The sequence below is a fragment of the Nocardia aegles genome (assembly GCF_052545135.1).
In genome coordinates this window covers 134,672-157,897 of sequence record NZ_JBQWRI010000013.1, presented here as the reverse complement: position 1 = coordinate 157,897, position 23,226 = coordinate 134,672, and the positions used below count along the sequence as shown (strand labels likewise).

General features: G+C 69.3%; 28 protein-coding genes. 13 read left to right on the top strand and 15 right to left on the bottom strand.

The window, feature by feature from the left end:
- Nucleotides 1-200 precede the first annotated feature (200 nt).
- A complete protein-coding gene (rph, locus tag ACT89H_RS27075; RefSeq protein ID WP_445111485.1) occupies nucleotides 201-971 on the top strand; it encodes a ribonuclease PH in 771 nt (256 codons plus the stop codon).
- On the top strand, nucleotides 971-1,582 hold the full coding sequence (gene rdgB / locus ACT89H_RS27070; protein WP_445111484.1) for an RdgB/HAM1 family non-canonical purine NTP pyrophosphatase: 612 nt from the start codon (nucleotides 971-973) through the stop codon (nucleotides 1,580-1,582). Before rph ends, rdgB begins: the two co-directional genes overlap by 1 nt.
- An 11-nt stretch (nucleotides 1,583-1,593) precedes the next feature.
- On the opposite strand, the gene ACT89H_RS27065 is transcribed toward rdgB, so the two are convergent.
- From ACT89H_RS27065 to ACT89H_RS27055, 3 genes are all read right to left on the bottom strand, one after another.
- Nucleotides 1,594-1,959, bottom strand: coding sequence for a DUF3817 domain-containing protein (locus ACT89H_RS27065; RefSeq protein ID WP_445111483.1), 366 nt, complete (start codon nucleotides 1,957-1,959; stop codon nucleotides 1,594-1,596).
- Nucleotides 1,956-2,429, bottom strand: a complete 474-nt coding sequence (locus ACT89H_RS27060; protein WP_445111482.1) for a transcriptional regulator — start codon at nucleotides 2,427-2,429, stop codon at nucleotides 1,956-1,958. Before ACT89H_RS27060 ends, ACT89H_RS27065 begins: the two co-directional genes overlap by 4 nt.
- 209 nt (nucleotides 2,430-2,638) lie before the next feature.
- The gene (locus tag ACT89H_RS27055) at nucleotides 2,639-3,514 is read right to left on the bottom strand and encodes an oxidoreductase (RefSeq protein WP_445111481.1); all 876 of its coding nucleotides are present in this window, start codon (nucleotides 3,512-3,514) and stop codon (nucleotides 2,639-2,641) included.
- Nucleotides 3,515-3,698: 184 nt separating this feature from the next.
- Between ACT89H_RS27055 and ACT89H_RS27050 the strand changes: the two genes are divergently transcribed.
- The 3 genes from ACT89H_RS27050 (at nucleotide 3,699) to ACT89H_RS27040 (ending at nucleotide 6,707) form a co-directional block, all read left to right on the top strand.
- Nucleotides 3,699-4,358: a TetR/AcrR family transcriptional regulator gene (locus tag ACT89H_RS27050; RefSeq protein ID WP_445111480.1), complete on the top strand. Its 660-nt coding sequence runs from the start codon at nucleotides 3,699-3,701 to the stop codon at nucleotides 4,356-4,358.
- Nucleotides 4,359-4,678: 320 nt separating this feature from the next.
- Nucleotides 4,679-5,323 (top strand): PadR family transcriptional regulator, encoded by a 645-nt coding sequence (locus ACT89H_RS27045; RefSeq protein ID WP_445111479.1) that lies wholly within the window; start codon nucleotides 4,679-4,681, stop codon nucleotides 5,321-5,323.
- A 181-nt stretch (nucleotides 5,324-5,504) separates the two neighbouring features.
- Entirely contained in the window at nucleotides 5,505-6,707 is a 1,203-nt protein-coding gene (locus ACT89H_RS27040; RefSeq protein WP_445111478.1) for an FAD-dependent oxidoreductase, read from the top strand.
- A 74-nt stretch (nucleotides 6,708-6,781) separates the two neighbouring features.
- Here the strand turns inward: ACT89H_RS27040 and ACT89H_RS27035 are convergent, their stop codons facing one another.
- The 3 genes from ACT89H_RS27035 to ACT89H_RS27025 form a co-directional block, all read right to left on the bottom strand.
- Nucleotides 6,782-7,504, bottom strand: a complete 723-nt coding sequence (locus tag ACT89H_RS27035; RefSeq protein WP_445111477.1) for an HNH endonuclease family protein — start codon at nucleotides 7,502-7,504, stop codon at nucleotides 6,782-6,784.
- 617 nt (nucleotides 7,505-8,121) lie between these two features.
- Nucleotides 8,122-9,009, bottom strand: coding sequence for a homocysteine S-methyltransferase (mmuM, locus tag ACT89H_RS27030; protein ID WP_445111492.1), 888 nt, complete (start codon nucleotides 9,007-9,009; stop codon nucleotides 8,122-8,124).
- 49 nt (nucleotides 9,010-9,058) lie between these two features.
- Nucleotides 9,059-9,721 (bottom strand): phosphate signaling complex PhoU family protein, encoded by a 663-nt coding sequence (locus tag ACT89H_RS27025; RefSeq protein WP_445111476.1) that lies wholly within the window; start codon nucleotides 9,719-9,721, stop codon nucleotides 9,059-9,061.
- 496 nt (nucleotides 9,722-10,217) lie between these two features.
- Between ACT89H_RS27025 and ACT89H_RS27020 the strand changes: the two genes are divergently transcribed.
- Complete coding sequence (locus ACT89H_RS27020; RefSeq protein ID WP_445111475.1) at nucleotides 10,218-10,613, top strand: nitroreductase/quinone reductase family protein; 396 nt, start codon at nucleotides 10,218-10,220, stop codon at nucleotides 10,611-10,613.
- A gap of 67 nt (nucleotides 10,614-10,680) precedes the next feature.
- Nucleotides 10,681-11,772 (top strand): calcium:cation antiporter, encoded by a 1,092-nt coding sequence (locus tag ACT89H_RS27015; protein WP_445111474.1) that lies wholly within the window; start codon nucleotides 10,681-10,683, stop codon nucleotides 11,770-11,772.
- 141 nt (nucleotides 11,773-11,913) lie between these two features.
- Here the strand turns inward: ACT89H_RS27015 and ACT89H_RS27010 are convergent, their stop codons facing one another.
- Nucleotides 11,914-12,294, bottom strand: a complete 381-nt coding sequence (locus ACT89H_RS27010; RefSeq protein WP_445111473.1) for a DUF5313 family protein — start codon at nucleotides 12,292-12,294, stop codon at nucleotides 11,914-11,916.
- Nucleotides 12,291-12,782: a MarR family winged helix-turn-helix transcriptional regulator gene (locus ACT89H_RS27005; RefSeq protein ID WP_445111472.1), complete on the bottom strand. Its 492-nt coding sequence runs from the start codon at nucleotides 12,780-12,782 to the stop codon at nucleotides 12,291-12,293. Before ACT89H_RS27005 ends, ACT89H_RS27010 begins: the two co-directional genes overlap by 4 nt.
- Nucleotides 12,783-12,900: 118 nt before the next feature.
- Between ACT89H_RS27005 and ACT89H_RS27000 the strand changes: the two genes are divergently transcribed.
- On the top strand, nucleotides 12,901-13,902 hold the full coding sequence (locus tag ACT89H_RS27000; protein ID WP_445111471.1) for a DUF418 domain-containing protein: 1,002 nt from the start codon (nucleotides 12,901-12,903) through the stop codon (nucleotides 13,900-13,902).
- A gap of 49 nt (nucleotides 13,903-13,951) precedes the next feature.
- Here the strand turns inward: ACT89H_RS27000 and ACT89H_RS26995 are convergent, their stop codons facing one another.
- On the bottom strand, nucleotides 13,952-14,395 hold the full coding sequence (locus tag ACT89H_RS26995) for a hypothetical protein (RefSeq protein WP_445111470.1): 444 nt from the start codon (nucleotides 14,393-14,395) through the stop codon (nucleotides 13,952-13,954).
- Nucleotides 14,396-15,161: 766 nt separating this feature from the next.
- Between ACT89H_RS26995 and ACT89H_RS26990 the strand changes: the two genes are divergently transcribed.
- The 3 genes from ACT89H_RS26990 to ACT89H_RS26980 are packed head-to-tail and all read left to right on the top strand — an operon-like array spanning nucleotide 15,162 to nucleotide 15,845.
- A complete protein-coding gene (locus ACT89H_RS26990) occupies nucleotides 15,162-15,482 on the top strand; it encodes a hypothetical protein (protein ID WP_445111469.1) in 321 nt (106 codons plus the stop codon).
- Nucleotides 15,483-15,506: 24 nt separating this feature from the next.
- Complete coding sequence (locus tag ACT89H_RS26985) at nucleotides 15,507-15,662, top strand: DUF6131 family protein (RefSeq protein WP_086006372.1); 156 nt, start codon at nucleotides 15,507-15,509, stop codon at nucleotides 15,660-15,662.
- Between the two features lie 9 nt (nucleotides 15,663-15,671).
- Nucleotides 15,672-15,845, top strand: coding sequence for a CsbD family protein (locus ACT89H_RS26980; RefSeq protein WP_445111468.1), 174 nt, complete (start codon nucleotides 15,672-15,674; stop codon nucleotides 15,843-15,845).
- 97 nt (nucleotides 15,846-15,942) lie between these two features.
- Here the strand turns inward: ACT89H_RS26980 and ACT89H_RS26975 are convergent, their stop codons facing one another.
- The 3 genes from ACT89H_RS26975 to ACT89H_RS26965 form a co-directional block, all read right to left on the bottom strand.
- Complete coding sequence (locus ACT89H_RS26975; protein WP_445111467.1) at nucleotides 15,943-16,671, bottom strand: VIT1/CCC1 transporter family protein; 729 nt, start codon at nucleotides 16,669-16,671, stop codon at nucleotides 15,943-15,945.
- A 41-nt stretch (nucleotides 16,672-16,712) separates the two neighbouring features.
- Entirely contained in the window at nucleotides 16,713-17,102 is a 390-nt protein-coding gene (locus ACT89H_RS26970) for a hypothetical protein (RefSeq protein WP_445111466.1), read from the bottom strand.
- Between the two features lie 186 nt (nucleotides 17,103-17,288).
- On the bottom strand, nucleotides 17,289-18,326 hold the full coding sequence (locus tag ACT89H_RS26965; RefSeq protein ID WP_445111465.1) for an AraC family transcriptional regulator: 1,038 nt from the start codon (nucleotides 18,324-18,326) through the stop codon (nucleotides 17,289-17,291).
- Between the two features lie 69 nt (nucleotides 18,327-18,395).
- Here ACT89H_RS26965 and ACT89H_RS26960 point away from each other — a divergent pair, with 69 nt between their 5' ends.
- Both ACT89H_RS26960 and ACT89H_RS26955 read left to right on the top strand, forming a co-directional pair.
- The gene (locus tag ACT89H_RS26960) at nucleotides 18,396-19,901 is read left to right on the top strand and encodes a flavin-containing monooxygenase (protein WP_445111464.1); all 1,506 of its coding nucleotides are present in this window, start codon (nucleotides 18,396-18,398) and stop codon (nucleotides 19,899-19,901) included.
- 234 nt (nucleotides 19,902-20,135) lie between these two features.
- Nucleotides 20,136-20,546 (top strand): nitroreductase family deazaflavin-dependent oxidoreductase, encoded by a 411-nt coding sequence (locus ACT89H_RS26955; protein WP_445111463.1) that lies wholly within the window; start codon nucleotides 20,136-20,138, stop codon nucleotides 20,544-20,546.
- A gap of 14 nt (nucleotides 20,547-20,560) precedes the next feature.
- On the opposite strand, the gene ACT89H_RS26950 is transcribed toward ACT89H_RS26955, so the two are convergent.
- Genes ACT89H_RS26950 through ACT89H_RS26940 form a run of 3 tightly spaced genes read right to left on the bottom strand, consistent with a single transcriptional unit; the run spans nucleotide 20,561 to nucleotide 23,164 of the window.
- Nucleotides 20,561-21,553, bottom strand: a complete 993-nt coding sequence (locus ACT89H_RS26950; RefSeq protein WP_445111462.1) for a DUF8176 domain-containing protein — start codon at nucleotides 21,551-21,553, stop codon at nucleotides 20,561-20,563.
- Nucleotides 21,540-22,844: a hypothetical protein gene (locus ACT89H_RS26945; RefSeq protein ID WP_445111461.1), complete on the bottom strand. Its 1,305-nt coding sequence runs from the start codon at nucleotides 22,842-22,844 to the stop codon at nucleotides 21,540-21,542. Before ACT89H_RS26945 ends, ACT89H_RS26950 begins: the two co-directional genes overlap by 14 nt.
- Nucleotides 22,841-23,164, bottom strand: coding sequence for a hypothetical protein (locus ACT89H_RS26940; protein WP_445111460.1), 324 nt, complete (start codon nucleotides 23,162-23,164; stop codon nucleotides 22,841-22,843). The genes ACT89H_RS26945 and ACT89H_RS26940 overlap by 4 nt, the downstream gene beginning before the upstream one ends.
- Between the last annotated feature and the right edge of the window lie 62 nt (nucleotides 23,165-23,226).

The following is a 23,226-nucleotide window of genomic DNA, read 5'->3' as shown; positions in this document are numbered from 1 at the left end:
CGACGCGCCCAGCGCACCTCGACCACGTCTTTCGAGCGCAGCGAGACCGAGCCTGTTCCGTTCGCGGCCCGGCTCGCGTGTGCGCGGCCGCCGCGTCCGCGACGAAGTCGCCAGCGGCGGTCGCGCACACGCGAGCCACCAAGGGGCCGCGAACACCCAGCGCCGCAGGCGCTGGAAATCCAACACAGTAGGCTGTGGCCGTGTCGAGACGAGCCGATGGCAGGGCGGACGATGAGCTCCGCGAGGTCCGGATCACCCGTGGTTTCACCACGCATCCAGCTGGTTCGGTGCTGGTGGAGTTCGGGCAGACGCGGGTGATGTGCACCGCGAGCGTCACCGAGGGGGTGCCGTCGTGGCGGCGTGACTCCGGATTGGGCTGGCTCACCGCCGAGTACGCGATGTTGCCCGCCGCGACGCACACGCGCAGCGGGCGGGAATCGGTGAAGGGCCGTATCGGCGGACGGACCCAGGAGATCAGCCGCCTGGTCGGCCGCTCGCTTCGTGCCTGCATCGACCTCGCCGCGATCGGGGAGAACACCATCGCCATCGACTGCGATGTGCTCCAAGCCGACGGCGGTACCAGGACGGCCGCTATCACCGGCGCCTACGTGGCGCTGGCGGATGCCGTGACCTATCTCGGCGCGGCGGGCGCGCTGGCCGACCCGCAGCCGATCTCCTGTGCGATCGCCGCGGTGAGCGTCGGTGTGGTCGACGGTCGGGTGCGCGTGGATCTGCCCTACGAGGAGGATTCGCGCGCCGAGGTCGACATGAACGTGGTCGCCACCGATACCGGAACGCTGGTGGAGATCCAGGGCACCGGCGAGGGCGCCACCTTCCCGCGCTCCACGCTGGACAAGCTGCTCGATGCCGCGCTCGCGAGCTGCGAGCGGTTGTTCATCGTGCAGAAAGAGGCGCTGGCGCTGCCCTACCCCGGCGTGCTTCCGGAGCCCGCCGAGTCGAAGAAGAAGTGATGACCCGCCGTCTGCTGGTAGCCAGCCGCAACGCCAAGAAACTGAACGAACTGCGCCGCATCCTCGACGAGGCGGGCATCGCCGGGATCGAGATCGTCGGATTGAACAACGTTCCCCCGTACGACGAGGCGCCCGAGACCGGCGCGACCTTCGAGGAGAACGCGCTGGCCAAGGCCCGCGACGGCGCCGCGGCCACCGGATTGGCTTGTGTGGCCGACGATTCCGGCCTCGAGGTGGACGCGTTGAACGGCATGCCGGGTGTGCTGTCGGCGCGCTGGGCGGGCAGGCACGGCGACGACGCGGCCAACAACGCGCTGCTGCTGGCGCAGCTGTCCGACGTGCCGGACGAGCGCCGTGGCGGGCGGTTCGTGTCCACCTGCGCGCTGGTGGTGCCCGGCGGGGCGGAGACCGTGGTGCGCGGTGAATGGCCCGGCTCGATCGGGCGGAAGCCGGTGGGCGACGGCGGTTTCGGCTACGACCCGCTGTTCGTCCCGGAAGGCGGCGATGTCACCGCGGCCCAGTTGACGCCCGCCCAGAAGGACGCGGTGTCGCATCGTGGGCGGGCACTGGCCCGGTTGACGCCCGCGCTGGCGGTGCTCGCCGAACGCTGACGCGGGCGGTCTCAGACGCCGAAGGTCTGCTTGACCTGCTTCGCGTTGACGTGCTCGACGAAGAACGACAGCAACGGGATGGTGCCGGCGAGCAGGGTGCCGACGGTGCGCAGCACCGGCCAGCGGACCTTGACCGCGAGGTCGGCGGTGACCAGCAGGTAGACGAAGTACACCCAGCCGTGCACGACCGCGATCCAGCTGGGGGTCGCCACCCCGAAGCCGTACTTGGCGATCATCTCACCGGTGAGCAGCAGCAGCCAGAGGCCGGTGATCCAGGCCAGCGCTCGATAGCGCCGCAGTGCCGGACCGATCTTGGCCTCGTTCCCGGCAGGGGCCGGGGCGGCGGTGGTCTCGATGGAATTCTCGCTGGTGGTCAACCGGCGCTCCTCTCGCGGGTGTGCAGGTCTGCCGCGCGGACCTGTTCTTCGACGTCGTTGGCGTGCAGCGCGGCGAGGTAGCGGTTGTACTCGGCGAGCACGGGGTCCTCGTCCCGGACGGCCTTCGGGCGCTCGGGCAGCAGCCCCGCTGGGAGTTCCCTGGGCGCGAGTGGCTTCGTGGCACGACTTGTCGTGGCGGAGTCGCGGCGCGGGGCGCCGGCGGACTCGTTGTTCTGCTCGGGTTCGCCTGCCTCGCGTTCGAGCCGGACGAACCGGAAGTAGGCGAAGACGGCGAAGCCCGCGAACAGGGGCCACTGCATCGCGTAGCCGAGGTTCTGTGCGCTGCCGGTCGCGGATTCGTACCGCTCCCACTGCCACCAACCCAGCCCCAGGAAGCCCAGCGCGGCGAAGATCACCAGCGCGATGAGGGCCGGGCGGTTGTGTGCCGAGCGGCGGGATGAGGCGGACACGGCTTCTACGGTACCTGTTCTACTACGCGGGCCGTAGAACGAGGTCCGTCGTCGGGCGCTTGCTGTGACCACGATCATCGCGGCGGCGGCCGGGTGCGGATGGAACCAGTTTCGGGGCGGCCTCGAATGCCGAGACGATCGGGCGCCGTCCGAGCAAACGCCCGATCCGCCCTGCCGCGCCTCCCCTGACCGCTCCGGCGTTGCCCGGCTCAGAACGAGTAGGTGACGCCGGTCTTGCGCTCCGACACGCTCCACAGCCGCTGCCACAGCTCCCTGTCCCGTGACAAACGGGTGGACGGCGAGGGTTTCACCGGGCCTCGGGCGCCGAAGAGCCGGGTCGGGCCCCAGTAGGTCTCGGGGTCGGCGTCCGGCATGGTCGCGGCGAACAAGGTCGAGTGCGCGGCCTTGGCCGGCGAGTGCCCGATCAGGCGGATGAACGGCTTCGAGATGTGATCGAGCGGGGTCTCGGTGTGTGCGAAGAGGTCGGTGGCCGAGACACCGGGGTGCACGGCGTAGGAGCGCTTGGCCGAGCCGGACTCGCGCAGTCTGCGCTGCAGTTCACGCGCGAACATCAGATTGCACAGCTTGGCCTGCGCATAGGCGAGGTTGCGCTGGTAGCGACGCTTTTCGTAGTCGAGGTCCTCGATCCAGAGTTTCGGTGCCTGCTTGTGCGCGATGCTGGAGAGGGTGACCACCCGATCGGTGATCCGGTCCAGCAGCAGTCCGGTGAGCGCGAAGTGTCCGAGGTGATTGACGCCCCACTGGGTTTCGAAACCGTCCTTGGTGCGCGAGAACGGCACGTTCATCAGTCCCGCGTTGTTGACCAGGACGTCGAATCGGCCGGTCTCTTCGGCGAACTTGCGCACCGAAGCCAGATCGGCCAGGTCCAGTTCGGCCACTCGAACGTCGCCGTCGATGGTGCCGGCGACCTCTTTCGCCCTGACCGCGTTCCGGCAGGCCATGATCACGGTCGCGCCCTTGGACGCCAGGACTTTCGTCGTGACGGCACCGAGCCCGCCGTTCGCGCCCGTGATGACGAAGGTGCGTCCCGTCTGATCCGGGATCTCAGTTGGTTTCCACGCCATGAGTCGACCTTACTTCGGAGTAAGTTGCAGGGGTAGATTTCGACATCGATCGTCTCAGACGCGGGTGCCCGTGTCGCGGAACGCGAGCGCGACACGGGCACGCGGCGGGTAGGTGTCGGTGGCCGCTGCCGATGGGCGCGCCGAGGCAGTTCCCGGTCGCTGTGATTTCGCTACCGTGGGAGATGTGACGGCGGCAGTGGGCAGGCGATACGGCGGGCGCGCCGTCGTGGAGCGGAAAGCCGAACGGCGCCGGCGGTTCGTCGAGGCGGCCACCCGGATCTTCGCCGAACGCGGCTACGCCGATTGCTCGCTGGCCGACGTGTGCGCCGCCGCCGGCTTGTCCAAGCGCCAGTTCTACGAGGAGTTCGAAGCCAGGGAGGACGTTCTGGTCGCCGCGTACGACCGGATCCAGGACGAGGCCGCCGGCGCCGTGATCGCCCGGATCGAGGCGCTCGACCCGCGGTTCGACCTGCGCGCCGCGATGACCGCCGTGGTGACGGCATATCTCGAATCGATCGGCTCCGATCCCTATCGCGCGAAGGTCGCCTTCATCGAAGTGGTCGGCGTGAGCGATCGGATGGAGCGCCGCCGCCGCGAGCGCAGGCACGCCTGGGCGGCCGTGCTGGAGTCGCACGTCGTGCCGGTGGTCGCGCCCGGTTCGCGGGTGCGCGGCGCGCCCGGGTGGGCAGCGAGCGCCTTGATCGGCGCGATCAACGGGCTCGCGCACGAATGGGTGCTCGCCGACCCGCGTCCGACGGTCGCCGAACTCGTCGATCTGCTCGTCCCCATCGCGATGTCGCTCATCGAGCGGACGGACGAAGCGCCGGAGGGCGCGCCGGGCTGATTCGCCGGCATGTCGCTGGACCAGACCATCGTGGCCACCGCGCTGCCCACCATCGTCGCCGGCCGCCGGCCTCGGCGGGGGCACATGGCGTAGGTGGTCCATCCCCACCTGCTCGCGGAGGCTGTGGCGTCGGCAATGGCCGGCGAGCTCGGTGACTGTTCGGCCGCAAGCCGGTGTTCGAGATCAGTGCCGTGATCCCTCGTCGGCTCGATCGTGGCGGGCCGGGCGAACGCCGCGCGGAGGAAACGGTACCCGCGTGACCCTTGCGGCCAATTACTCGCAGACGTATATTCGTTTACGAGTAAGGAGGAGGTGCCGCGATGAAGAAGCGCAAGGTCGACAACCTGCTGGCACTCGCGGTGCTGTCGGTGATCATCGAACGCCCGATGCACCGCTACGAGATCGCCCAGACCTTGCGTGACCGGGGCAAAGACCAGGACATGGCGATCAAGTGGGGTTCGCTCTACACCGTCGTGCAGAACATGGCCAAGGTCGGCTTCCTCGAGGTCGTCGGCAGTGAACGGGCGGGCGCCCGGCCCGAGCGGGTGATCTATCGGATCACCGACGCCGGTCGCGCCGAGTTGGCCGATTGGACCAGGGAACTGCTGTCGACACCGGAACCGGAGCAGCACCGGTTCGTCGCGGGCCTGTCGATCCTCGCAGTGCTTCCGCCCGCCGAAGTGATCGAACTGCTCGGCGCCCGCCTCGAAGCGCTGGACCGGACGATCGAGACCGTGCGTCGCGAACTCGGCGAGCTCGCGGGGACGTTGCCGCGATTGTTCATCATCGAATCCGAGTTCGGGCTGGCGATGCTGGAAGCCGAAGCGACCTGGACGCGCTCACTGCGCGCGGAGCTGACCGAGGGCACCTTCCCCGGACTGGCGCAATGGCGTGCCTGGCATGAGCACGGCACGCTGCCGTCGGAGGCCGCCGAAATGGTGGAGAGGGGGATGGCCGAGAACTAGCCGAGAACCGGACCCGGCGAAGGTGCGGCAACACCACCGCCGGGCCCGATCGAACAGTCTCGAACCGCGCCCGCGAACGCGCACCCGGCTACAAGGCTGGCAACCACAGGATAACCGGGTGGGTGGCGCGTGGGTCGGTCCGGGAACCGAAACCCGTATCGCACGAATCCTGGAGACACCCATGTCCACAACACGTACCGCCCTGGTGATCGGTGGCGGCATCGCCGGCCCCGTCGTCGCGACGGCCCTGCGCAAAGCGGGCATCGACGCCCGCGTCTACGAGGCCTATCCCGGCCCTTCCTACGGCATCGGCAGCGGGCTCGCGCTGGCGCCCAACGGCATCGCCGCGCTCGACATCATCGGCGCAGGCGACCCGGTCCGCGCGATCGCGCTGCCGGTGCGGAAGATGAACATGGCCGTCGGCGCCAAGGTGCTGGCGATGCCCGGCCTCGCCGATGTGCCGCCGCTGCAATTGGTCGATCGCAGCGAGCTGCATCGAACCCTGCACCGGCACGCGGTCGCGGCCGGTGTTCCGTTCGAGTACAACAAGCGCCTGGTCGACGTGCAGGAGGACGAGTCCGGCAGCACCGCCCGGTTCGCCGACGGCAGCACCGCCACCGCCGACGTGCTGATCGGCGCGGACGGCATTCGCTCGCGGGTGCGCACGCTGATCGACCCGAACGCGCCCGGTCCCGACTACACCGGCATGCTCGGCTTCGGCGCGACCACCGAGTGCGACGCGGACATCCCGCCGGATACCATCACCTTCGCGTTCGGCCGGCGGGCCTACTACCTGTACTGGCCGCTCGGGGACGGGCGGGTGGCGTGGGGGGCGAACCTGCCGCACAAGCAGTACCTCTCGCTCACCGCGGCGCGGGCGGTTCCGAGCACGCGCTGGTTGAAGATCTTGCGCGAGACCTACGACGGCGACACCCCCGGCGGCGAACTCGCTCGACGCACCACCGAGGAGCAGTTGGAGGTGGTCGGCGCACTGCACATCATGCCGCCGGTGCCGCACTGGTATCGCGGGCGGATGGTGCTGGTGGGCGATGCGGTGCACGCGCCGTCCAACAGTTCCGGTCAGGGCGCGTCGCTGGCGATCGAGAGCGCCGTGCAGCTGGCCCGCTGCCTGCGTGATCTGCCCGTCTCCGAGGCGTTCGCGGTCTATGAGCGCTTGCGGCGCGAGCGGGTGGAGGGCGTCGCGGCCCGCGCGGCGAAGATCAATCACAGCAAGACGCCGGGACCGGTGGGGCGCAAGGTCATGCAGTTACTCCTGCCGGTCATGGCCAAGACCGTGATGAATCCGGAGAAGACGATGGGGACGGAGCAGCGCTACCGGATCGATTGGGACGCGTCGGCCGAGCGCGAGCTCGCGTCGGTCTGAGTCGACGGGGGTCCCGCAGGTCCGGACGACCTGCGGGACCGGCCGTCCCTGTGGTGCTCGAGTTTCCCCAGTACTCAGGGGCAAGCGGTGAGGATCCGCACCATGGCGTCCTTCTCGGCCGCGGTGACCCAGAGCTGGTAGGCCGTCTTCACCTGGATCTGCCTGGTTACGTAGGCGCAGTGGTAAGCCTTGCTCGGCGGCAGCCATTGGGCCGCGTCGGAGTCGCTCTTGGACTGGTTGGTCGGACCGTCCACGGCCTGCAGGTTCAGCGGGTCGTTGGCCAGGTCGCGGCGGCGCTCGGCCGAAAGCTGCTGTGCGCCTTTCTGCCAGGCGTCCGAGAGCGCGACGACGTGGTCGATCTGGACGTCATCGGAGGACTTGGTGCCGCGCTTGAAGTCGATCGTCTTGCCGGTGTAGACGTCGGCGAGCGTTCCGGTCGCGACGATGCACTTGCCCGACTTGAACGTCACGTCGGTCATGTCGCGCTGGAGGATGTCGTTGCGGGTGTCGCAGCCGTTGTTGCCGCCGGGTACCGAGACGGTGTCGGACCAAGGCGGGCCGAATTCGTCGCGGCTGTAGCCGGTTTTGGGCGCGCGGTCGGCCACGCGCAGGGAGTTCAGCAGGGCGAGCGCGTTTCGTGATGCGATCGGGGCCGGTATGTCGGCGCAGGCTTTGCCGCCGGACCCGCAGCCCGACGCGGTCGACTGGCCGGGCGGAACGGTTGTGCACGAGACGAGTCCGATGGAAGTCGCCACCATGATGCCGATCAGAGCCAGCCGTTGCACTGTGGACTTCATCGAACTTCCTAACGCCGAACCCACGTGGAACTGTAACCGGCGTCAAGGTATCCAGTGGCCGCGTTCGCACAACCGATCGGCGCGTATGACATTCGGCACAGCGCACCTTGCGTCGGAGTCGGCCGAGCCGGAGAACGGGGCCGCCCCCGAATCGCCGTGCCGGCGCCGATTCGGGGGCGGTTCTATCACGAGGAGGCCGGTGGAGCCGCGCGGTTGTGCGGACGGTTGTCCACTCCGAAGACCGCACTGGGACGACACCACGGGGCTGATGAGGGGGAGGTCCCGAGGTGTCGAGCCGCGCCTGCTCCCGGACTCACTCGTGATGATCTGGGTGATCGACATCCGGCGGGCACCGGTGACCAGGGAAGCTACTCTCTGGTTGCAGCACGCATCAGCTCCGTCTCGATCACGCTTCATTCTACGTATCAAGACAGTAGATAGATGCCGCGCGGGTTGGCAAGTTCGGTCCGTGTATCCCGAAATTTTCTCAGCCGATCTTCAGTTTCGGCCATACATCTACTGCATGAGTACGGATGTGTCGCCAACGCGTTCCGTCGCTGCTCGCGCCGCGTGGACACAGCACGTGGACCGGCCGTGTCGTCCCAGCCGGTGCGCGATCAGCCCGGCGTCTGCCCGGCGGGCGGGCTTCCCCGGAGTTCCGTTGCCAGGCGGGCGATGTCCGCTGGGCCCACGCGGCAGCATCCGCCGATGATCCGCGCGCCTCGGGCGAACCAGTCCCGGGCTTGTCCCGCGGTGAACCGCGCGGGGCCGATCCACCGGTGATGTACCGCATCCCAGCGCTCACCACTGTTCGGGTAGGCGACCACGGGTTTGCCGGTGCCGACGGCGAGTTCGACCGCGACGGCGACATCGGCGGGCGCGCAGCAGTTCACGCCGATCGCGACGATCGAGTCCGAGCCCGCGGCCACCGCGAACGCGTCGGCGAGCGGCTGCCCGGCCCGGGTACGCACACCGTCGACGGTGTAGCTCAGCCACGCGGGCACCCCGAGATCGTCCACCAGGTCGACCAGCGCTTCCGCTTCGTCGACGTCGGGAACGGTCTCCAGGGCGAGCAGGTCGGCGCCCGCCTCCGCGAGCACCTCCATGCGCGGTCGATGCCAGGCCCGCAATTCGGCCACGGTGCGCCCGTAGCGGCCACGGTATTCCGATCCGTCCGCCAGCGATGCGCCGTAGGGGCCGATCGAGGCGGCGACCCACCGTCGCCGATCGTCGGCGCCCGTGTCGCACGCCGCGCGGGCCAGCGCCACACCGCGCCGCCAGAGCCGCACCGTCTGCGCCCTGGTCAGGCCGCGCGCGGCGAAACCTTCGAAGGAAGCCTGGTAGGTGGCGGTGGTCGCGATATCGGCGCCCGCCCGGAAGTAGGCTTCGTGCACGGACCGGATCGCGGCGGGATCGTCCAGCAGCAGCCGGGCCGACCACAGGGCGTCGGACAGGTCGTGGCCGCGCGCCTGCAACTCGGTGGCCAATCCGCCGTCCGAGATCAGTGCCCCTGCCGCGGCGTCGAACAGCACGGCTCCACTGTAGAACGCTGATTCACTCGTCGTCGGTGGGCTGGGCGGTCGGGGGGACGCCGGTGTCGAGGAAACGGATGAGCCGCTCGATGCGCGCGGTGTGATCGGCACAGCGTTCCAGGTGATGCCCCAGCAGCGCGATATCGATCGCTACCTCGGTGGACGGCTGGGAGACGGGGTCGCGCAGCGCGGAATGCAGCTGCCGGTGCAGCGTTTCCATCGAGCGGTCCGCGGGCGTGTCCTCCTCGGGCAGCAGGCGCTGACCGGCGACCGCACGCCCGGCCAAGGCCGTGCGCTCGGCCGCCAGCTCGCCCATCGCGGCGAGGATGTCCTGGATGGGTTGCTCCGCGGCGTGTGCGGGGTGGCTCCGGTACACCTGGTCGGCGACCCGGCTGGCGAGCCACCCGATGCGGGACAGCTCACCGGCGATCTGGATCGCGGTCACCACATGCCGCAGGTCGCGGGCCACCGGCGCCTGTAGGGCGAGTAGCACCACGGTGCGCGCCTCGCAGGCGCCGTACATCTTCTGCAACTGCTCGTCGAGCGCGAAAACCTCGTAGGTTGCCGTGAGGTCGGCGCCGACGAGCGCGTCGGTGACACGCTCGACGGCGTCATGGGCCAGCGTGCACATCTGCGTCAGGTCATTGGTCAACGCGATGAGCTCGGCAGTGAACTGGGTGCGCACCGCCAAATTCTCACCTATCGATCGGGGTGTGGTCGATTCCTTGTCGGATGTTCGTCAGTGCGGACGTCACCTCGGCGCGCCGTCGCGCACGGCAGCGTTGGAGCACGCGCGATCACAGCGCCGGGTGGCGGACGGGAAAACGGAGGTCAGACGCTAGTTTTCGCGGACAGGAAGGTGCGGCGGACCGGCGGGCGGCACCCGCGATCGGGTACCGGTCATGGGCAGCCCGAGATATATTGCGGGACCGGAGATTTATGACGGCCATCACAGTGCGCTGTTGCCGCGCACGGTTACTCGTCCGGTTGCTCATCACGTGCCGTACCCGGCCCGGTGCGGTGGCGCGGACGGCCGACACCGCGCGACGCGATGGGGGCATCGGCGTCCCGGTGCCGTTGGCTGCCGGCGTCCATCCCGCGCCCGCTCGTACCTTGGTCGATGCCCGAATCGCGCATGTCGCGTAGCCTGCCGACGGGTGCGCCGGTGTTACGGTCGCGGCATGCCGAACTTGCGCGATATCCAGCATCGGGTGGTGACGACGTTCCAGCGCCGATTGGGCAATCCGATCCTCCGTGCGCTGCCCGGCCAGACTCTCCTGGAGACCACCGGCCGGGTCAGCGGGCAGCCGCGGATCACGCCGATCGGTGGCCGCAAGGTCGGGCGGGAGTTCTGGTTGGTCTCCGAGTTCGGTGAGCGTTCGCAATATGTACGGAACATCAAGGCGGACAATCGTGTCCGGCTGCGGCTGCACGGCCGCTGGCACACCGGTGTCGCGCACTTGCTGCCCGACGACGATCCGCGTGCCCGCCTGGCCGCCCTGCCGCGCGCCAACAGCGCGGCCGTCCGATTGGTCGGTACCGACCTCCTTACGGTGCGTATCGATCTGGACGACTGAGTCGGGAGGGTGGGGGGCGTCGGTCGCTTGACCAGGGTGTGTGCGGTGTGCTGGGACGATGGTGGGCATGATCCGTGTGTTACTCGCCCGCTGGACCGTGTTCGTGCCCTTGCTCGCCGTCGTCGCCCTCGTAGTGACGTGGGGCCGAAGTCTGCCCGGTGTCGCGGTGACGATCGTGGTGGCGGCCCTGGTGGGGGCGGTGCTGTCGGCGGTTCATCACGCGGAGGTGGTCGCGCGCCGCGTCGGCGAACCGTTCGGGTCGCTGGTGCTGGCCATCGCGGTGACCGTGATCGAAGTCGCGCTCATTCTCACGCTGATGACCCAGGGCGGCGACAAGACCGCGACCCTGGCCCGCGACACGGTCTTCGCCGCGGCGATGATCACCTGCAACGGCATCTTCGGCCTCTGCCTGCTGGTGGGCGCCTTGCGCAGGCGCGTGGCGGTGTTCAACGCGGAAGGCACCGGCGCGGCGCTGGCCACCGTGGCGACGCTGGCCACGCTCAGCCTCGTGCTGCCGACCTTCACCACGAGCAAGCCCGGTCCGGAGTTCTCGCCGGCGCAACTGGCCTTCGCCGCGGTGGCCTCGCTCGCGCTGTACGGCTTGTTCGTGATGGTGCAGACCGTGCGTCATCCGGACGACTTCCTGCCGGTCGAGGCGGACGGCGTCGTCGCCGAGGACGACGAGCACGTCGAGCCGCCCACCGCGCGCGACGCCGTCACCAGCCTCGGCCTGCTGCTGGTCGCCCTGGTCTGCGTGGTGGGACTGGCGAAGGTGGTCTCGCCCGCCGTGGAATCGGCGGTCCAGTCGGCGGGCCTGCCGCAATCGGCGGTCGGTGTGGTGATCGCGCTGTTGGTGCTGTTGCCCGAGACGATCGCCGCGGTGCGAGCCGCGCGCCGCGACCGGGTGCAGATCGGTCTCAATCTGGCGCTGGGTTCGGCCATGGCGAGCATTGGCCTCACCATTCCGGCGATCGCCGTGGCCAGCATCTGGCTGGACGGTCCCTTGGTGCTCGGCTTGGGAGCGACGCAGATGGTGCTGCTGGCGCTGACCGTCGTGGTCGGCGGGCTGACGATCGTTCCGGGCCGGGCGACGCTGCTGCAGGGCGGCGTCCACCTGGCCGTGTTCGCTGCCTTCGTCGGTCTCGCCGCCAGCCCCTAGAGCGGCGGCCCAAGTGAGCGCGTGCACCATGCGCCAACGCGCTGAGCGCCTCGGCGCGGTCACCGCCGAATTGGTGCGCCGGTAGCGGCGCGAACGCGGGGGACCGGTCCACCCACCCGGCCTTCGGTGGCCGCGCGCCGCTCAGTGCGGGTGCTGGGCCGCGTACCTGGCTCGTTCCAGCGCTCGGCGTCGGGCTCGCCGCGGGTTCTCCAGATCCGCGGGCAAGCCGTGCTTCGCGAGCCGGTGCGCGCGGTTCATCGGCATGAAGGCGACGGTGTAGAACAGGGCCAGCAGCAGCGCCAGCAGGACCATCGCGCCGCGCAACCACAATTCGCCGGGAAAGAGCAGGAACGCCGCGAACAGCGGTGTGAACGGCACCATTCCGCGCAGCACGTGCCGCGTGGCGGCGAACCTGCCGGTCAGGTCGTCGCGCACCCATTCGCGCATCGAATCGGGCAGGCGGCGGCCGAAGGCGTAGCCGATCCACTGGATCGGACCGGGCCGTCGTCGCTCTCGGGTCATGACCGGGCTCCTCGGTTCGGGGTCGAGCTGTCGGGCTCGGCGAGCACCGACCGGCGGGCCGCCTCGTTCACCCGGGTGAGGACTTCGCGCAACTGCTCGAGGTCGGCCAAGGTCACGCCGAGGCGTTGCACGACGGCGGGTGGTATCCGCTCGGCCTCGGCGCGTAGTTCGGCTCCGGCCGGGGTCAGGTTCACCACCAGGTTGCGCTCGTCCCGGCTGTCGCGTTCGCGGCTGATCAACCCGGCGGCTTCGAGGCGTTTGAGCAGCGGGGACAGTGTGGGGGAGTCGAGCTGGATGGCCTCGGCGATGGCTTTGACCGACATCGGCGCCTCGCCCCAGAGCGCGAGCATCACCAGATATTGCGGGTGGGTGAGCCCGAGCGGTTCGAGCAGCGGGCGGTAGACGGCCAGTACCGCGCGATTAGCCACGGCCAGCGCGAAGCACACCTGCCGGTCCAAGCGCAGCGGATCCTCGATCTCGGTATCCATGGGTCCTCCTTGTCCCCCGCTGAAGTTAGCGCATTAATAGTTAGCGCGCTAATCAATGTAGGCGACATCTCGGCGCGAGATCCCGGCGTCGGGGCCGCCGCTGGATACCGTGAGATGCATGCACGACGACGCGGGTCCGCCACGCATCCAGGAACTCGACGCGGTTCGTGGTTTCGCGCTGTGCGGCATGCTGGTGGTGAACATCTGGCGGATCACCGACATCCCGGCGACGGACGATTCTGGCGTGGTGCTACCGGTCCGGCACGCGCTGTCGGTGGTGTTCGAGGGGCGGTTCTTCCCGATCTTCGCGTTCCTGTTCGGGGTCGGCTTCGCATTGCTGCTCGACAGCGCCGCGGAGCGCGGCGAGCGCCCACGGCTGGTCCTGATCCGCCGCTTGGCCGCGCTCGGGGTGATCGGCTTGGTCCATCAGCAGTTCCAGCCGGGTGAGGTGCTGCTGCCGTACGCGCTGGCCGGGTCGGCGATCCTCCTGCCCGCCTCGACGCTGCCGAACTGGGTGCTGCTCTCGGCGGGACTGGCAGGCACCTTCGGTGTCGCCCTGACGCTCGGCGGCGGGCTGGCGCTCGTGCCGGGATTGTTCCTGCTCGGCCTGGCCACCGCGCGCGCCGGGATCGTGCACACCCTCGATCAGCGGGGCCGGCAGATCGCCGCGGTCTTCGCCCTCGCCGTGCCCGCCGCGATCGTGGCGGGCAGGTGGGAATACCGCGCACCGTATCCGGAGCTGTGGTCCACTCCCGCCGTGGCTGTTGCGGGTCTGCTGGGTGCGCTGGCCTACGTCACCGGGCTACTGCTGTTTCTGCGCATCGAGCCCGGCCAAGTGCTGGCGGAGGTGTTGCGGCCGCTGGGCCGCCTGGCGTTGACCAACTACGTTGTCGCCACCGCTGTGATCCTCCTCGCCGCACCGCGTCTCGGCCTGCCCGGCTCCAGGAGCTACGCGGCGGTTCTCGGGTTGGCGGTCGGGATCATCGTGGCACAGGCGGTGTGCAGTGCCGTGTGGTTGCGATTGTTCGAATACGGCCCGCTGGAATGGGTGTGGCGCTGCGTCACCTGGTGGACGGTGATGCCGATCCGGCGGACGCGCGCGCCGAGCTACCCGTACTGAACTTGGGCGCGAGGCCGCCGGATCTGCTCCCAGCCGCGATCGGCCCCGCTCACTCGTCTTGCTCGTTCTCGATGCGCCGCAGGATGTCCAGCATCGCCAGCACCGATTCAGCGCGGACCGTACCTTGTTGCAGCCCGTCGCGCAGCACCGGTTCGAGCACCTCGTGCTCGGCGTTTCCCTTGAGCGCGTTGATCAAAGCCAGTTCGCTGCCGCGCGCCGTCGCCAGTCGCGGATCGGTGAACGGGTCGAGGCTGTCGAGACCGAAGTAGCCGCGCAACACCTCCAGGGTCTCGTAGGACGGGTTCACCGCCTGCCCGGTGCGCAGCTTCCACAGGTAGTTGGCGGACAGGCGCGCTCCGGTGGTGCGGTGGATGTCCTCGGCAAGCGCGCGATGGGTGACCTCCTGCGTCCGCCCGTCTTTTCCTGTGGGCGGGTGCATTCCGTTGATGAGCGTGTTGAGAGCCCGTGTGAACGGGTGTAAGTCGTCCCCCATATCGGCTGTGTCTCCTGTAGTTGACAGGGCTTGTGGCGTAGATCATACTCGTCCCTGCTCCGCGAGCGCATGTCGGTGTGGTCGCCCCGGGAGGGGTCGCGACCGCGAGAGGCCCGGCACCCGAGAGCGGTAGCAGATGGGGCGATCATCGTCGCTCGCCCCATCTCATCGGAGTGTGGCAGCACCAGTGGTCCGCGATGGCGGAAACCGCAGCGCCGGGCGATCTCTCGTTCGTGCACCCCGAGCGCCGGGTCCGGCCACCGGGTGCGGACGTGATCGACAGCGGCCGCGGCGACGGTGGGCCGGTGGCCCGTCGGGCGTGCGAACACGGTGAACGTCCCTCTCGGCGCGTAGTCGCTCGAGCGTTGGGCACGGGTTCTGGGCGAAGTCGGAATCGAACACCTCCGTCACTCCGTCATCGCCCGCACCGGGTCGCTGCTGACCAGGCCTGGGGCCGCGGCGCGCCCGATCAGGAGGCGGCGGCTCCGGTCTGCCGGATCGCGTCGAGAACCTCACCGAAGCTCAGCGTGGTCGAGTCCACGAAGGCGCGCGCCGCGGCCACGTCGATGTCGACGGAATAGATACCGCGGCGATGAGTCGATCGCCGACGCGGACTCCCGAGTAGCGTTGTGCAGCGTAACCGTGTACGTCAGGTAATTCGCTTTGATCGATTCCACACGGTCGAACTTTCCTTTCTGTCCCGTTTGATCGCGGGCACCCCGGGAATAGCAGAGTTGTCAAACGACTCGACGCAACAGGGATTGCCATGATCATCATCATCGGGCTCATCGCCTTGATCGCGGCCGTGATTATCGGAGTCGCCGCGGTAGTCGGCAACACCGGCCCCGCTCAGCAACTGACGAGCGATTTCTCGGTATTCGACTATCACTTCCACAGTTCCACCGGAGCGCTGTTCGGTTACGGAATCACGCTCGGGGCGATCGGGATGTTCGGATCGGCGCTGGTCCTGACCGGGGCCTGGCGGGTCACCCGCCGCGGCGTGGTGGCGCGTCGTGAACTCGCACAGTCTCGCCGCGAGATGGCGGCGGTGCGGCGTGATCTGGCGGCAGGCACTACCGCGAAATAATCGAGAAAGAAAAGGAATACGACAATGATCATTCTCGGCCTCATCCTCCTGGTCTTGGGCTGGCTGCTCGGTATCGGACTGCTCACCACCGCGGGCATCATCGTGCTGATCATCGGGCTCGTGCTGTTGGTGGCCGGTTCGGTGGGCCGTCCGGTGGGTGGCCGCCGCTGGTACTACTAGGAATTCCGCATGAAGTTCGAAGATCGCATCGCGCACCAAGTGCAAGCGACCAGGGGCCGCGTGAAGAAACTCCTCGGCCGAGCGACCGGTAACTCCCGGCTGGAGGCCGAGGGGCGTCGGGAGCAGGCCCGCGGCAACCTGAAACGCGCCGGGGACAAACTGCGGGACGCGCTCGAGCGCTGACCGCGCACCGCTACGCCGGTGCCGGGCGAAGGCAGACGGCCTCCGCCCGGCACCGGCGTGTTCTCAGCGAGGAAACGCGCGAATCCGCGCGTGCGAGTCAGATTCCGGCGACGCCGGCGAGCTGTCCGATGCCGTAGGTGACGGCCATCGCGAGCGCGCCGCCGAGCACCACCCGGACCACGGCCCGGCCACGGGGCGCGCCGCCCAGCCGGGCGCTGACCGACCCGGTGAGCGCGAGCGCGGCGAGCACAGCCGCGAACGTCACCGGAATCCGCGCGCTGACCGGCGGCAGCAGGATGGCCAGCAACGGCAGCAGCGCGCCGAGCGTGAAGGCCACCGCCGAGGAGAACGCCGCCTGCCAGGGGTTGGTCAGCTCGGCGGGATTGAGGCCCAGTTCCGCCTCCGCGTGCGCGGTGAACGCGTCGTGCGCGGTGAGTTCTTCGGCGACCTTGCGCGCGGTTTCGGGCGTCAGCCCCTTGGCCCGGTAGATCCCCGTCAGCTCGATCAGCTCGTAATCCGGCTCCTCGTGCAGCTCCCTGCGCTCTTTGGCCAGCAAGGCCCGCTCGGAATCGCGCTGCGTGCTGACCGAGACGTACTCGCCCACCGCCATGGAGATCGCTCCCGCCGACAGGCCGGCGATGCCCGCGGTGAACAAGGCCGGTGTGTCGGTGGTCGCCGCCGCGACGCCGACGACCAGACCAGCGGTCGATACGATGCCGTCGTTCGCGCCGAGCACACCCGCACGCAGCCAGTTGAGTTTGGAGGCGAAGCCGTCGCCGTGCGGCTCGTGCGGATGTGCGCCGGAAGCGTCGGTCGTGCGGTCCATGGAACGCACACTAATCACCACGTCGGGCGAGGGCGGGGCCACTACGGCCCGGACGGCCGAGTGCGGGGTCGGCTGAGGACAGCCGGCGGATACGGCGGCATCGTGCGGTGGATGATCTGCAGGATCAGCAGGAACAGCACCGAGAGTCCGGCGGTGGTGAAATCCCCGACCAGCACCGCCAGTGCGGCGAAGGCGCCGAACACGGGCAGCTCCAGCACCGCGCACCAGCGCAGGAGCCGCAGCCGCCTGGCGTTGGCGGCCAGCCGTTGCACACCGTCATCGATGATGGTCAGCGCGGTCTCGTAGCGCACCATGCCGTCGCCGACCTGGACGAACATGTGCACCGCCTGGTCGCGGCTGAGCTCGCCGAGCCAAGCTCGGTCGATCAGCCGCTTGCCCTCCTCGGCGACCTCCTTGACAACCGCGTCCATGCGGCCCCCTTCCCAATCGATCGGAGAGTCTAGCGGCCCGATCGCGCCTTCCCAGTGGGGATTCGAACCGTCTTTCGATCGTGCCGAACAGCGTTTGCCGCCGTCGCGGGCCGACTGGTGGGCCCGGGTGTTCGCGATCGCCTGCACCCGGGTGGGCCGCGAGTGCCGCTGCCGTGCGCGGATCACTCACCCGAAAGTGTTGTGTTGCTGTGACCTTTCGTGTGCGTCCGTGCGGCGCAGAACGGTAGGCGTTGTGCCCCACCACCTTCGGGCGCAGCGGGTGAAAGTCGCCTGCTCGGACAGTCCGATCAGCGAGGCGACCTGACTCATCGGCATGTCCGTTGTGGTCAGATACCGCCGCGCCGCGTCCCGGCGGACCTCGTCCAGGATCGCGGCGAACGAGGTGCGCTCGGCCGCGAGACGTCGTTGCAGGGTGCGCGGGTGCACCGTGAGCAGGCGTGCCACCGCCACTATCTCGGGTGCGGACGTGCCGAGCAGCTGCTGGACGGCGGCGCGCACCTGGGGGGCGAGCGCGGCGGCCGCGTCACCGGACTGCTCGGCGAGGAAGGCCATCGCCAGCCGGTGCAGGTTCTCGTCACCGCCGGTGAGCGGCCTGCTCGCCAGACTGCTCGGCACGCGCAGCGCCGCGAACGGCCGCTCGACCCGCACCGGTGCGCCGAAGAATTTCTCGTAACCGGCGACCGCCGCCTCCGGCCGATAGGGCAGCTCGACCGAGCGCAACCCGTATCGGTCGTCCACCAGGCGCTGAATGGTGCGATGCACGAATGCCAGGCCGAGGTCGGTGCCCTGGACGGGGTTCGGGCGTCCCGGTCGCACGCCGTAGCGCAGCGCGATCACGCCGCGATCCCCGTAGGGGTCCGGCTCCAGCGTCAGGCTCAGCGACGGCGCGTGCAGGAACAGATACCGTGCCGAGCACTCGAGCACGTCGGCCAGCGACGGCGAATTCCGGATCGCCAGCGCGAGCGGGCCGAGCATGTCCAGATCCTGGCGCTGGGAGATCCGCAGGCCCAGATCGGGACAGCGCAGCTGGTGCGCGGCCAGTTCCAGGACGGCCGCGACGCGCTCGTCGGGCACGAGCAGGTCGTCGGCGTCCAGGGCGGCCACCGGCAAGCCGCATGCCGTGGCCAGCGCCTCGGCGTCGCCACCGAGCTCGGCCACGGTCGCGCGAAAGCCGCGCAACCCGGCGGATCGAATCACCGACATGTCGTCGAGGATCAAATACTTGTCGCGCAAAGTCAAGGAAGCGGCGGGCTCGGCTCGCACACTGGAGATATGACGGAGACCGCGGTAGCGCCGGAACACCTCGATGTCGTGATCATCGGCGCGGGCCTGTCCGGTATCGGTGCTGCCTACCGGTTGCAGACCGAATGCAAGGGCGCGACCTACACCATCCTGGAGGCCCGCGACACGCTGGGCGGCACCTGGGATCTGTTCCGGTACCCCGGCATCCGCTCGGACTCCGACATGTTCACCCTCGGGTATCCGTTCAAGCCGTGGCGCGACGCCAAGTCGATCGCGGACGGCCCATCGATCCTGCGCTACATCGCCGAGACCGCGGCCGAGAACGGCATCGACCGGCACATCCGTTTCCGCACCAAGGTGATCGCGGCGGACTGGGACAGCGGTGCGGCGCGCTGGACGTTGACAGTCGAGCAGCGCGACGCGTCCGGCTCCACCGCGACGCGCACGCTGACCTGCGGCTTCCTCTACGCCTGCACCGGGTACTACAACTACGACCAGCCGTACACCCCGGAATTCCCCGGCATCGCGTCGTTCGCGGGCGAGCTGGTGCACCCGCAGTTCTGGCCCGAGGACTTCGACTATCGCGGCAAGCGCGTCGTCGTCATCGGCAGCGGCGCGACTGCGGTCACTCTGGTCCCGGCGATGGCCGAGCAGGCGGAGCTGGTGACGATGCTGCAACGCTCGCCGACCTGGATCAGCGCCGTTCCCGGCCGGGACAAAGTGGCCGACCGGATCCGCGATCTGCTGCCGCCGCGGCTGGCGCATCGGGCGATCCGCACCAAGAACATCCTGTTCTACATCGGCTTCTACCAGTACTGCCGACGCCGTCCGGAAGCGGCGCGCAAGCTGCTCACCGGCCTCACCACACGCATCCTGAAAGACGAACAGGCCGTCGCCGAGCACTTCACACCCAGCTACAACCCGTGGGACCAGCGTCTGTGCGCGGCCCCGGACGCGGATTTCTTCAAGGCGATGAAGAAGGGCAAGGCCGAGGTGGTCACCGATCACATCGACACCTTCGTGCCGGAGGGTATCCGGCTGAAGTCCGGCCGGGTGCTGGCGGCGGATATCGTCATCACGGCGACCGGTCTGCAACTGCTCGCCTTCGGCGGCATCGCACCGAGTGTCGACGGCGTGCGGGTCGACTTGCCCGAGCAGTTCGTCTGGCAGGGGGCCATGCTCACCGGCGTCCCCAACTTCGCCGTGTGCATCGGGTACACCAACGCGTCGTGGACGTTGCGCGCCGACCTCACCTCCCGGCTGGTTTGCAAGGTGCTCAACCACATGGATCGCAAGGGCTACGCCGCCGTGGTGCCCGAGCCGAGGGGCACGCTCGAGGAGCATCCGCTGCTGGATCTGGCTTCCGGTTACATCCAGCGCTCCATCGGCGACTTCCCCCGGCAGGGCGGCCGTCATCCGTGGAAGGTGCGGCAGAACTACTTGCTCGACTCGGCCACCACGCTGCGCTCCGACTTGGACAAGACACTCACCGCCACGCCGAAATCGTCCGTCCGGCGGCCGGAGCCCGTCGCCTGACCCCACCCACGGGGCGCCGGTCGGCGCGACCGGAGAGCGACGATGCCCGGGGCCGACCGCACGTACTCGGCGAGGGCGAGCCACCACCTTGTCGTTGCCCGCGAGCGAGGAGCACCCGCACCCAGGCATCGTGCCCCCTGCCGCTGTCGGGTGGACGTCGGTTCAGCCGCGGCGGGCACATCTGGGTAGGCTCGCGCACGACCCGGCGCACTCGACTCCCAGGAGAGACAAGTCATGGCAGGCGACTGGAACACCCAGATCATCGAGGAATTTCGCGCCAACCGGGGCAAGGTCGGCGGTCCCTTCGCCGGCCGCGAGTTGCTGTTGCTCACCAGCATCGGCGCGAAGTCGGGGCGCCCGCGCACCAACCCGCTCGCCTTCGTCCGCGACGGCGACGACGTCGTGGTGATCGCTTCCAAAGCGGGCGCGCCCACCAATCCCGACTGGTACCACAACGTGCGCGCCAATCCAGAGGTCACGCTCGAGATCGGCACCGAAACCCTCGCGGCCACCGCGACTCCGGTCACCGAAGGCCCGGAGCGCGATCGCCTCTACGCCGCGATGGTCGAGGTGATGCCCGGCTTCGCCGAGTACCAGGAGAAGACCGACCGGGTGATTCCGGTCGTCAAGCTGACGCCGCACTGAGCCGAAGGCAACCGTCAGCCTGCCGTGATTCCGGTGATCAGCGTTTGATCCGTACCGGTACGGGTGGTGATGAACTGCGTGAAGGTGTTCGCCTCCTCGCCGGGAAATTGCTGTGTCAAGTGGACTTCCCATCGCGCCTGGCCGTCGGGGCCGTCGCCGGCCCGGGAAATCCGCACACAGTAGCGGGTGCCGGCCGGCACTTGATTGATGCCGCGCTGGATCTGATCGGCGGGTGATACCGCCGCGTCGGAGGCGACCACCGCGCGGGCACGGTACCCGGACCGCTCGGCGTAGTAGGCGTACTCGAAGGCGAAGATGGCGTCGGGGCCGTTGGCGGTGCCGCCCGGATCGGTGCCGGAAATGACGTCCGCGGTGCGTTTCTGCTCGCATCCCGGCGTGGCGATGGCCCACGGCGGCCTGACCCGTGAGGTGGACGTCGAGGTGGTCGGCGCGGGCCCGGCCGCGCGCGGCGGCGTGGTCGCCGCCGCTTTGCGCGAATTCGCCCCGGAACCGTAGATCATGGCCAGCCCGATGGAAACGGTGGCGATCGCGATGCCGAGCACGATCACGACGGTCAGCGAGCGGTTGCCACGCTGCTGATCGGTGCGCCGCGGACGGCGCACCGGTGTGCCGGGATGGATGCCGGAGCGATTGACGATGGCCGGCGCGGTGACGTGGCCCTCCTCGGCATCGGCCGGTACCGGCTCGGTGGGCGCGCTGCGTTGCTGCGGGGCCACGGGTTGCGGCGGACCCGCAGCGGCAGGCGCGGGTTCGAGCCATTGCTCCCATTCGCCGAAGCGTGGCCGGGTATCTCGCCGCTCCGGCGGGCGCGGTGGTTCCGACGCCTCGTACTGCGGCTCGCGCCGACGAATCTGCTTGCGGCGGACGGGCGAACGACGTCGTTTGGACGGCTTGGCCGCCGGCATGCGCAGCATCGGCAGACCCGTGTCGAACGGATTGGCCTGGCCCGCGCCCTGACCGGGATGCTCCCGGTCAGGGGGCGTCATCGTCGAATTCGCCCAGCACCGGTACGACCGCTGTCACCGCGGACGGGATGGTCACACCGAGTTGTCCGTCGCGCGGCTTGTGCTCCTGGTCTTCGCCGCCGGTCGGCGGAGCGGGCGGCACCACCATGCCGCCGGTGGGACCGGGATGAGCGGGGTGGTCCGGGCTGCTCGCGGGCGCGGGCGGCGTGGAGTCGACCGCGGGCGGCGCGACCGAGGGCACGGGCCTGCTCTCCGGCTTCGGAGCGTCCGCTCGCGCGGCGGGTGCCGAGTTGCCCGGCGGGATCACCGAACCCGGGCCGCTGGTCGACGGCTTGTTCGCCGGCGATCCGCCGAAGTCGAACAACTTCGACGAGTTCTTCGAGTCGTCGCCGTTCGTGCCGGAGCTGGTGGTGGAGCCGGGATTGATCAGTTCCGGGATCGCCTTGTCCGCGGCCGCCGCGACGGTGTCGATGCCGTGGATGCCGACTTCGGCGATCTTGTCGATGATGTGCGTGCCGATGTCGACACCCGCGTTGATGGCCGTGGTGCCGAGGTCCACTCCCGCGGAGATGAGTGCCTGCTGCAATTGGAGCTGCGCGGCCATCGCCGGGTCCATGGGCTGTGTGGTGGCGGGTGTCGTGGTGCCGGGCACGACTTGTCCGGTGCCACCGGGATAGCCGACTTGGCCCTGGGCGACGCCGGACGGTGTGGTGACCGTGAGCGGCCCCATCTCGTCGAGTCTCCTGGTGTGGTCGTCCATTTCGGTGCGCGCGGCCGTCACGGTGGTGAGCGCGTCGCGCAGCGCCTGGGTGGCGCGGGTGATGACGGCGTCGGTCTCCGGCGCCGAGGTCGCGTTGTCCAGGATCTCCCGGGCGTCGCGCCGGAAATCGGCGATGATCTGGTCGACGCGCCGTGCCGCGCGCCCGGAGGTGGCGTGCGCGTCGGCGAGCACGGACAGATAGGCCGGACCCCGATCGGAGATGTCGCCGATCTGGGTCTGGGTCCTGCGCATCGCGGGCACCGCGCTGTCGGCGGCCTGGGAGGTCCAGGTCGATTCCAGTGCGTACAGGCCGTCGCGGTGCGGGCCTTCGGTATCGGCCGCCTGGGTGGCGGCGGCCGAGAGCGCCGCGGTCGCGGCCGCGCTCGGCACGCCGACCCCGGAGCCGAGCGAGGAGCGCAGCCTCAGCAGCGGTTCGACCAGCGCGGCGACGATCGGCGGATCGACGCCCGGTTCGGTGCTCGCCGGCCTGGCGGTCTCGGCGGCGGGCTGGGTGGTGTGCGCGCGTTTCCGCAGCCCCATCAGGCTTCTCATGCCAGCGCCTCCCCGGACCGGGTGATCGCGCTCGCTGTCGCGGCGTCGACACCCTGCGCGTCGGCGCGGTAATCGCGCAGCACTTGGCCGTAGGCTCCGACCAGCTGTCCGGCCGTCGACAGCGCTTCGGCGTGTTCGGATACGGCCGCAGAGAAGCGCGCCGCGAATTCCGCGCCGACGAGTCCCAGATCGGCGGCCAGCCGTTCCGGATCCACCGCGCCGGAGGCGACCGTGGCCGCCGACGCCAATTGTTTCGACACCGCGTCCGCGATCGCGGTGTAGGCGGCCACCGCCGCCGGGTCGAGCTCTAGCGTGTCCACTGTTCCCCTCCCGGATCCCAGCCTGTCGCTACCGCGCCATGATTCACCGCCAAGGGTACTGT

Bases quoted from the DNA above. Each gene is read 5' to 3' on its own strand.
- ACT89H_RS27000 (WP_445111471.1), top strand. From the start codon at position 12,901: ATGCACGACGACGCGGGTCCGCCACGCATCCAGGAACTCGACGCGGTT.
- rdgB (WP_445111484.1), top strand. From the start codon at position 971: ATGACCCGCCGTCTGCTGGTAGCCAGCCGCAACGCCAAGAAACTGAAC.
- ACT89H_RS27040 (WP_445111478.1), top strand. From the start codon at position 5,505: ATGTCCACAACACGTACCGCCCTGGTGATCGGTGGCGGCATCGCCGGC.
- ACT89H_RS27055 (WP_445111481.1), bottom strand. From the start codon at position 3,514: ATGGCGTGGAAACCAACTGAGATCCCGGATCAGACGGGACGCACCTTC.
- ACT89H_RS27005 (WP_445111472.1), bottom strand. From the start codon at position 12,782: ATGGATACCGAGATCGAGGATCCGCTGCGCTTGGACCGGCAGGTGTGC.
- ACT89H_RS26960 (WP_445111464.1), top strand. From the start codon at position 18,396: ATGACGGAGACCGCGGTAGCGCCGGAACACCTCGATGTCGTGATCATC.
- ACT89H_RS26985 (WP_086006372.1), top strand. From the start codon at position 15,507: ATGATCATTCTCGGCCTCATCCTCCTGGTCTTGGGCTGGCTGCTCGGT.
- ACT89H_RS26975 (WP_445111467.1), bottom strand. From the start codon at position 16,671: ATGGACCGCACGACCGACGCTTCCGGCGCACATCCGCACGAGCCGCAC.
- ACT89H_RS26980 (WP_445111468.1), top strand. From the start codon at position 15,672: ATGAAGTTCGAAGATCGCATCGCGCACCAAGTGCAAGCGACCAGGGGC.
- ACT89H_RS26990 (WP_445111469.1), top strand. From the start codon at position 15,162: ATGATCATCATCATCGGGCTCATCGCCTTGATCGCGGCCGTGATTATC.
- ACT89H_RS27010 (WP_445111473.1), bottom strand. From the start codon at position 12,294: ATGACCCGAGAGCGACGACGGCCCGGTCCGATCCAGTGGATCGGCTAC.
- ACT89H_RS26965 (WP_445111465.1), bottom strand. From the start codon at position 18,326: ATGTCGGTGATTCGATCCGCCGGGTTGCGCGGCTTTCGCGCGACCGTG.
- ACT89H_RS26945 (WP_445111461.1), bottom strand. From the start codon at position 22,844: ATGAGAAGCCTGATGGGGCTGCGGAAACGCGCGCACACCACCCAGCCC.
- ACT89H_RS26970 (WP_445111466.1), bottom strand. From the start codon at position 17,102: ATGGACGCGGTTGTCAAGGAGGTCGCCGAGGAGGGCAAGCGGCTGATC.
- ACT89H_RS27015 (WP_445111474.1), top strand. From the start codon at position 10,681: ATGATCCGTGTGTTACTCGCCCGCTGGACCGTGTTCGTGCCCTTGCTC.
- ACT89H_RS27035 (WP_445111477.1), bottom strand. From the start codon at position 7,504: ATGAAGTCCACAGTGCAACGGCTGGCTCTGATCGGCATCATGGTGGCG.
- ACT89H_RS27020 (WP_445111475.1), top strand. From the start codon at position 10,218: ATGCCGAACTTGCGCGATATCCAGCATCGGGTGGTGACGACGTTCCAG.
- ACT89H_RS26995 (WP_445111470.1), bottom strand. From the start codon at position 14,395: ATGGGGGACGACTTACACCCGTTCACACGGGCTCTCAACACGCTCATC.
- ACT89H_RS27045 (WP_445111479.1), top strand. From the start codon at position 4,679: ATGAAGAAGCGCAAGGTCGACAACCTGCTGGCACTCGCGGTGCTGTCG.
- ACT89H_RS26950 (WP_445111462.1), bottom strand. From the start codon at position 21,553: ATGACGCCCCCTGACCGGGAGCATCCCGGTCAGGGCGCGGGCCAGGCC.
- ACT89H_RS26955 (WP_445111463.1), top strand. From the start codon at position 20,136: ATGGCAGGCGACTGGAACACCCAGATCATCGAGGAATTTCGCGCCAAC.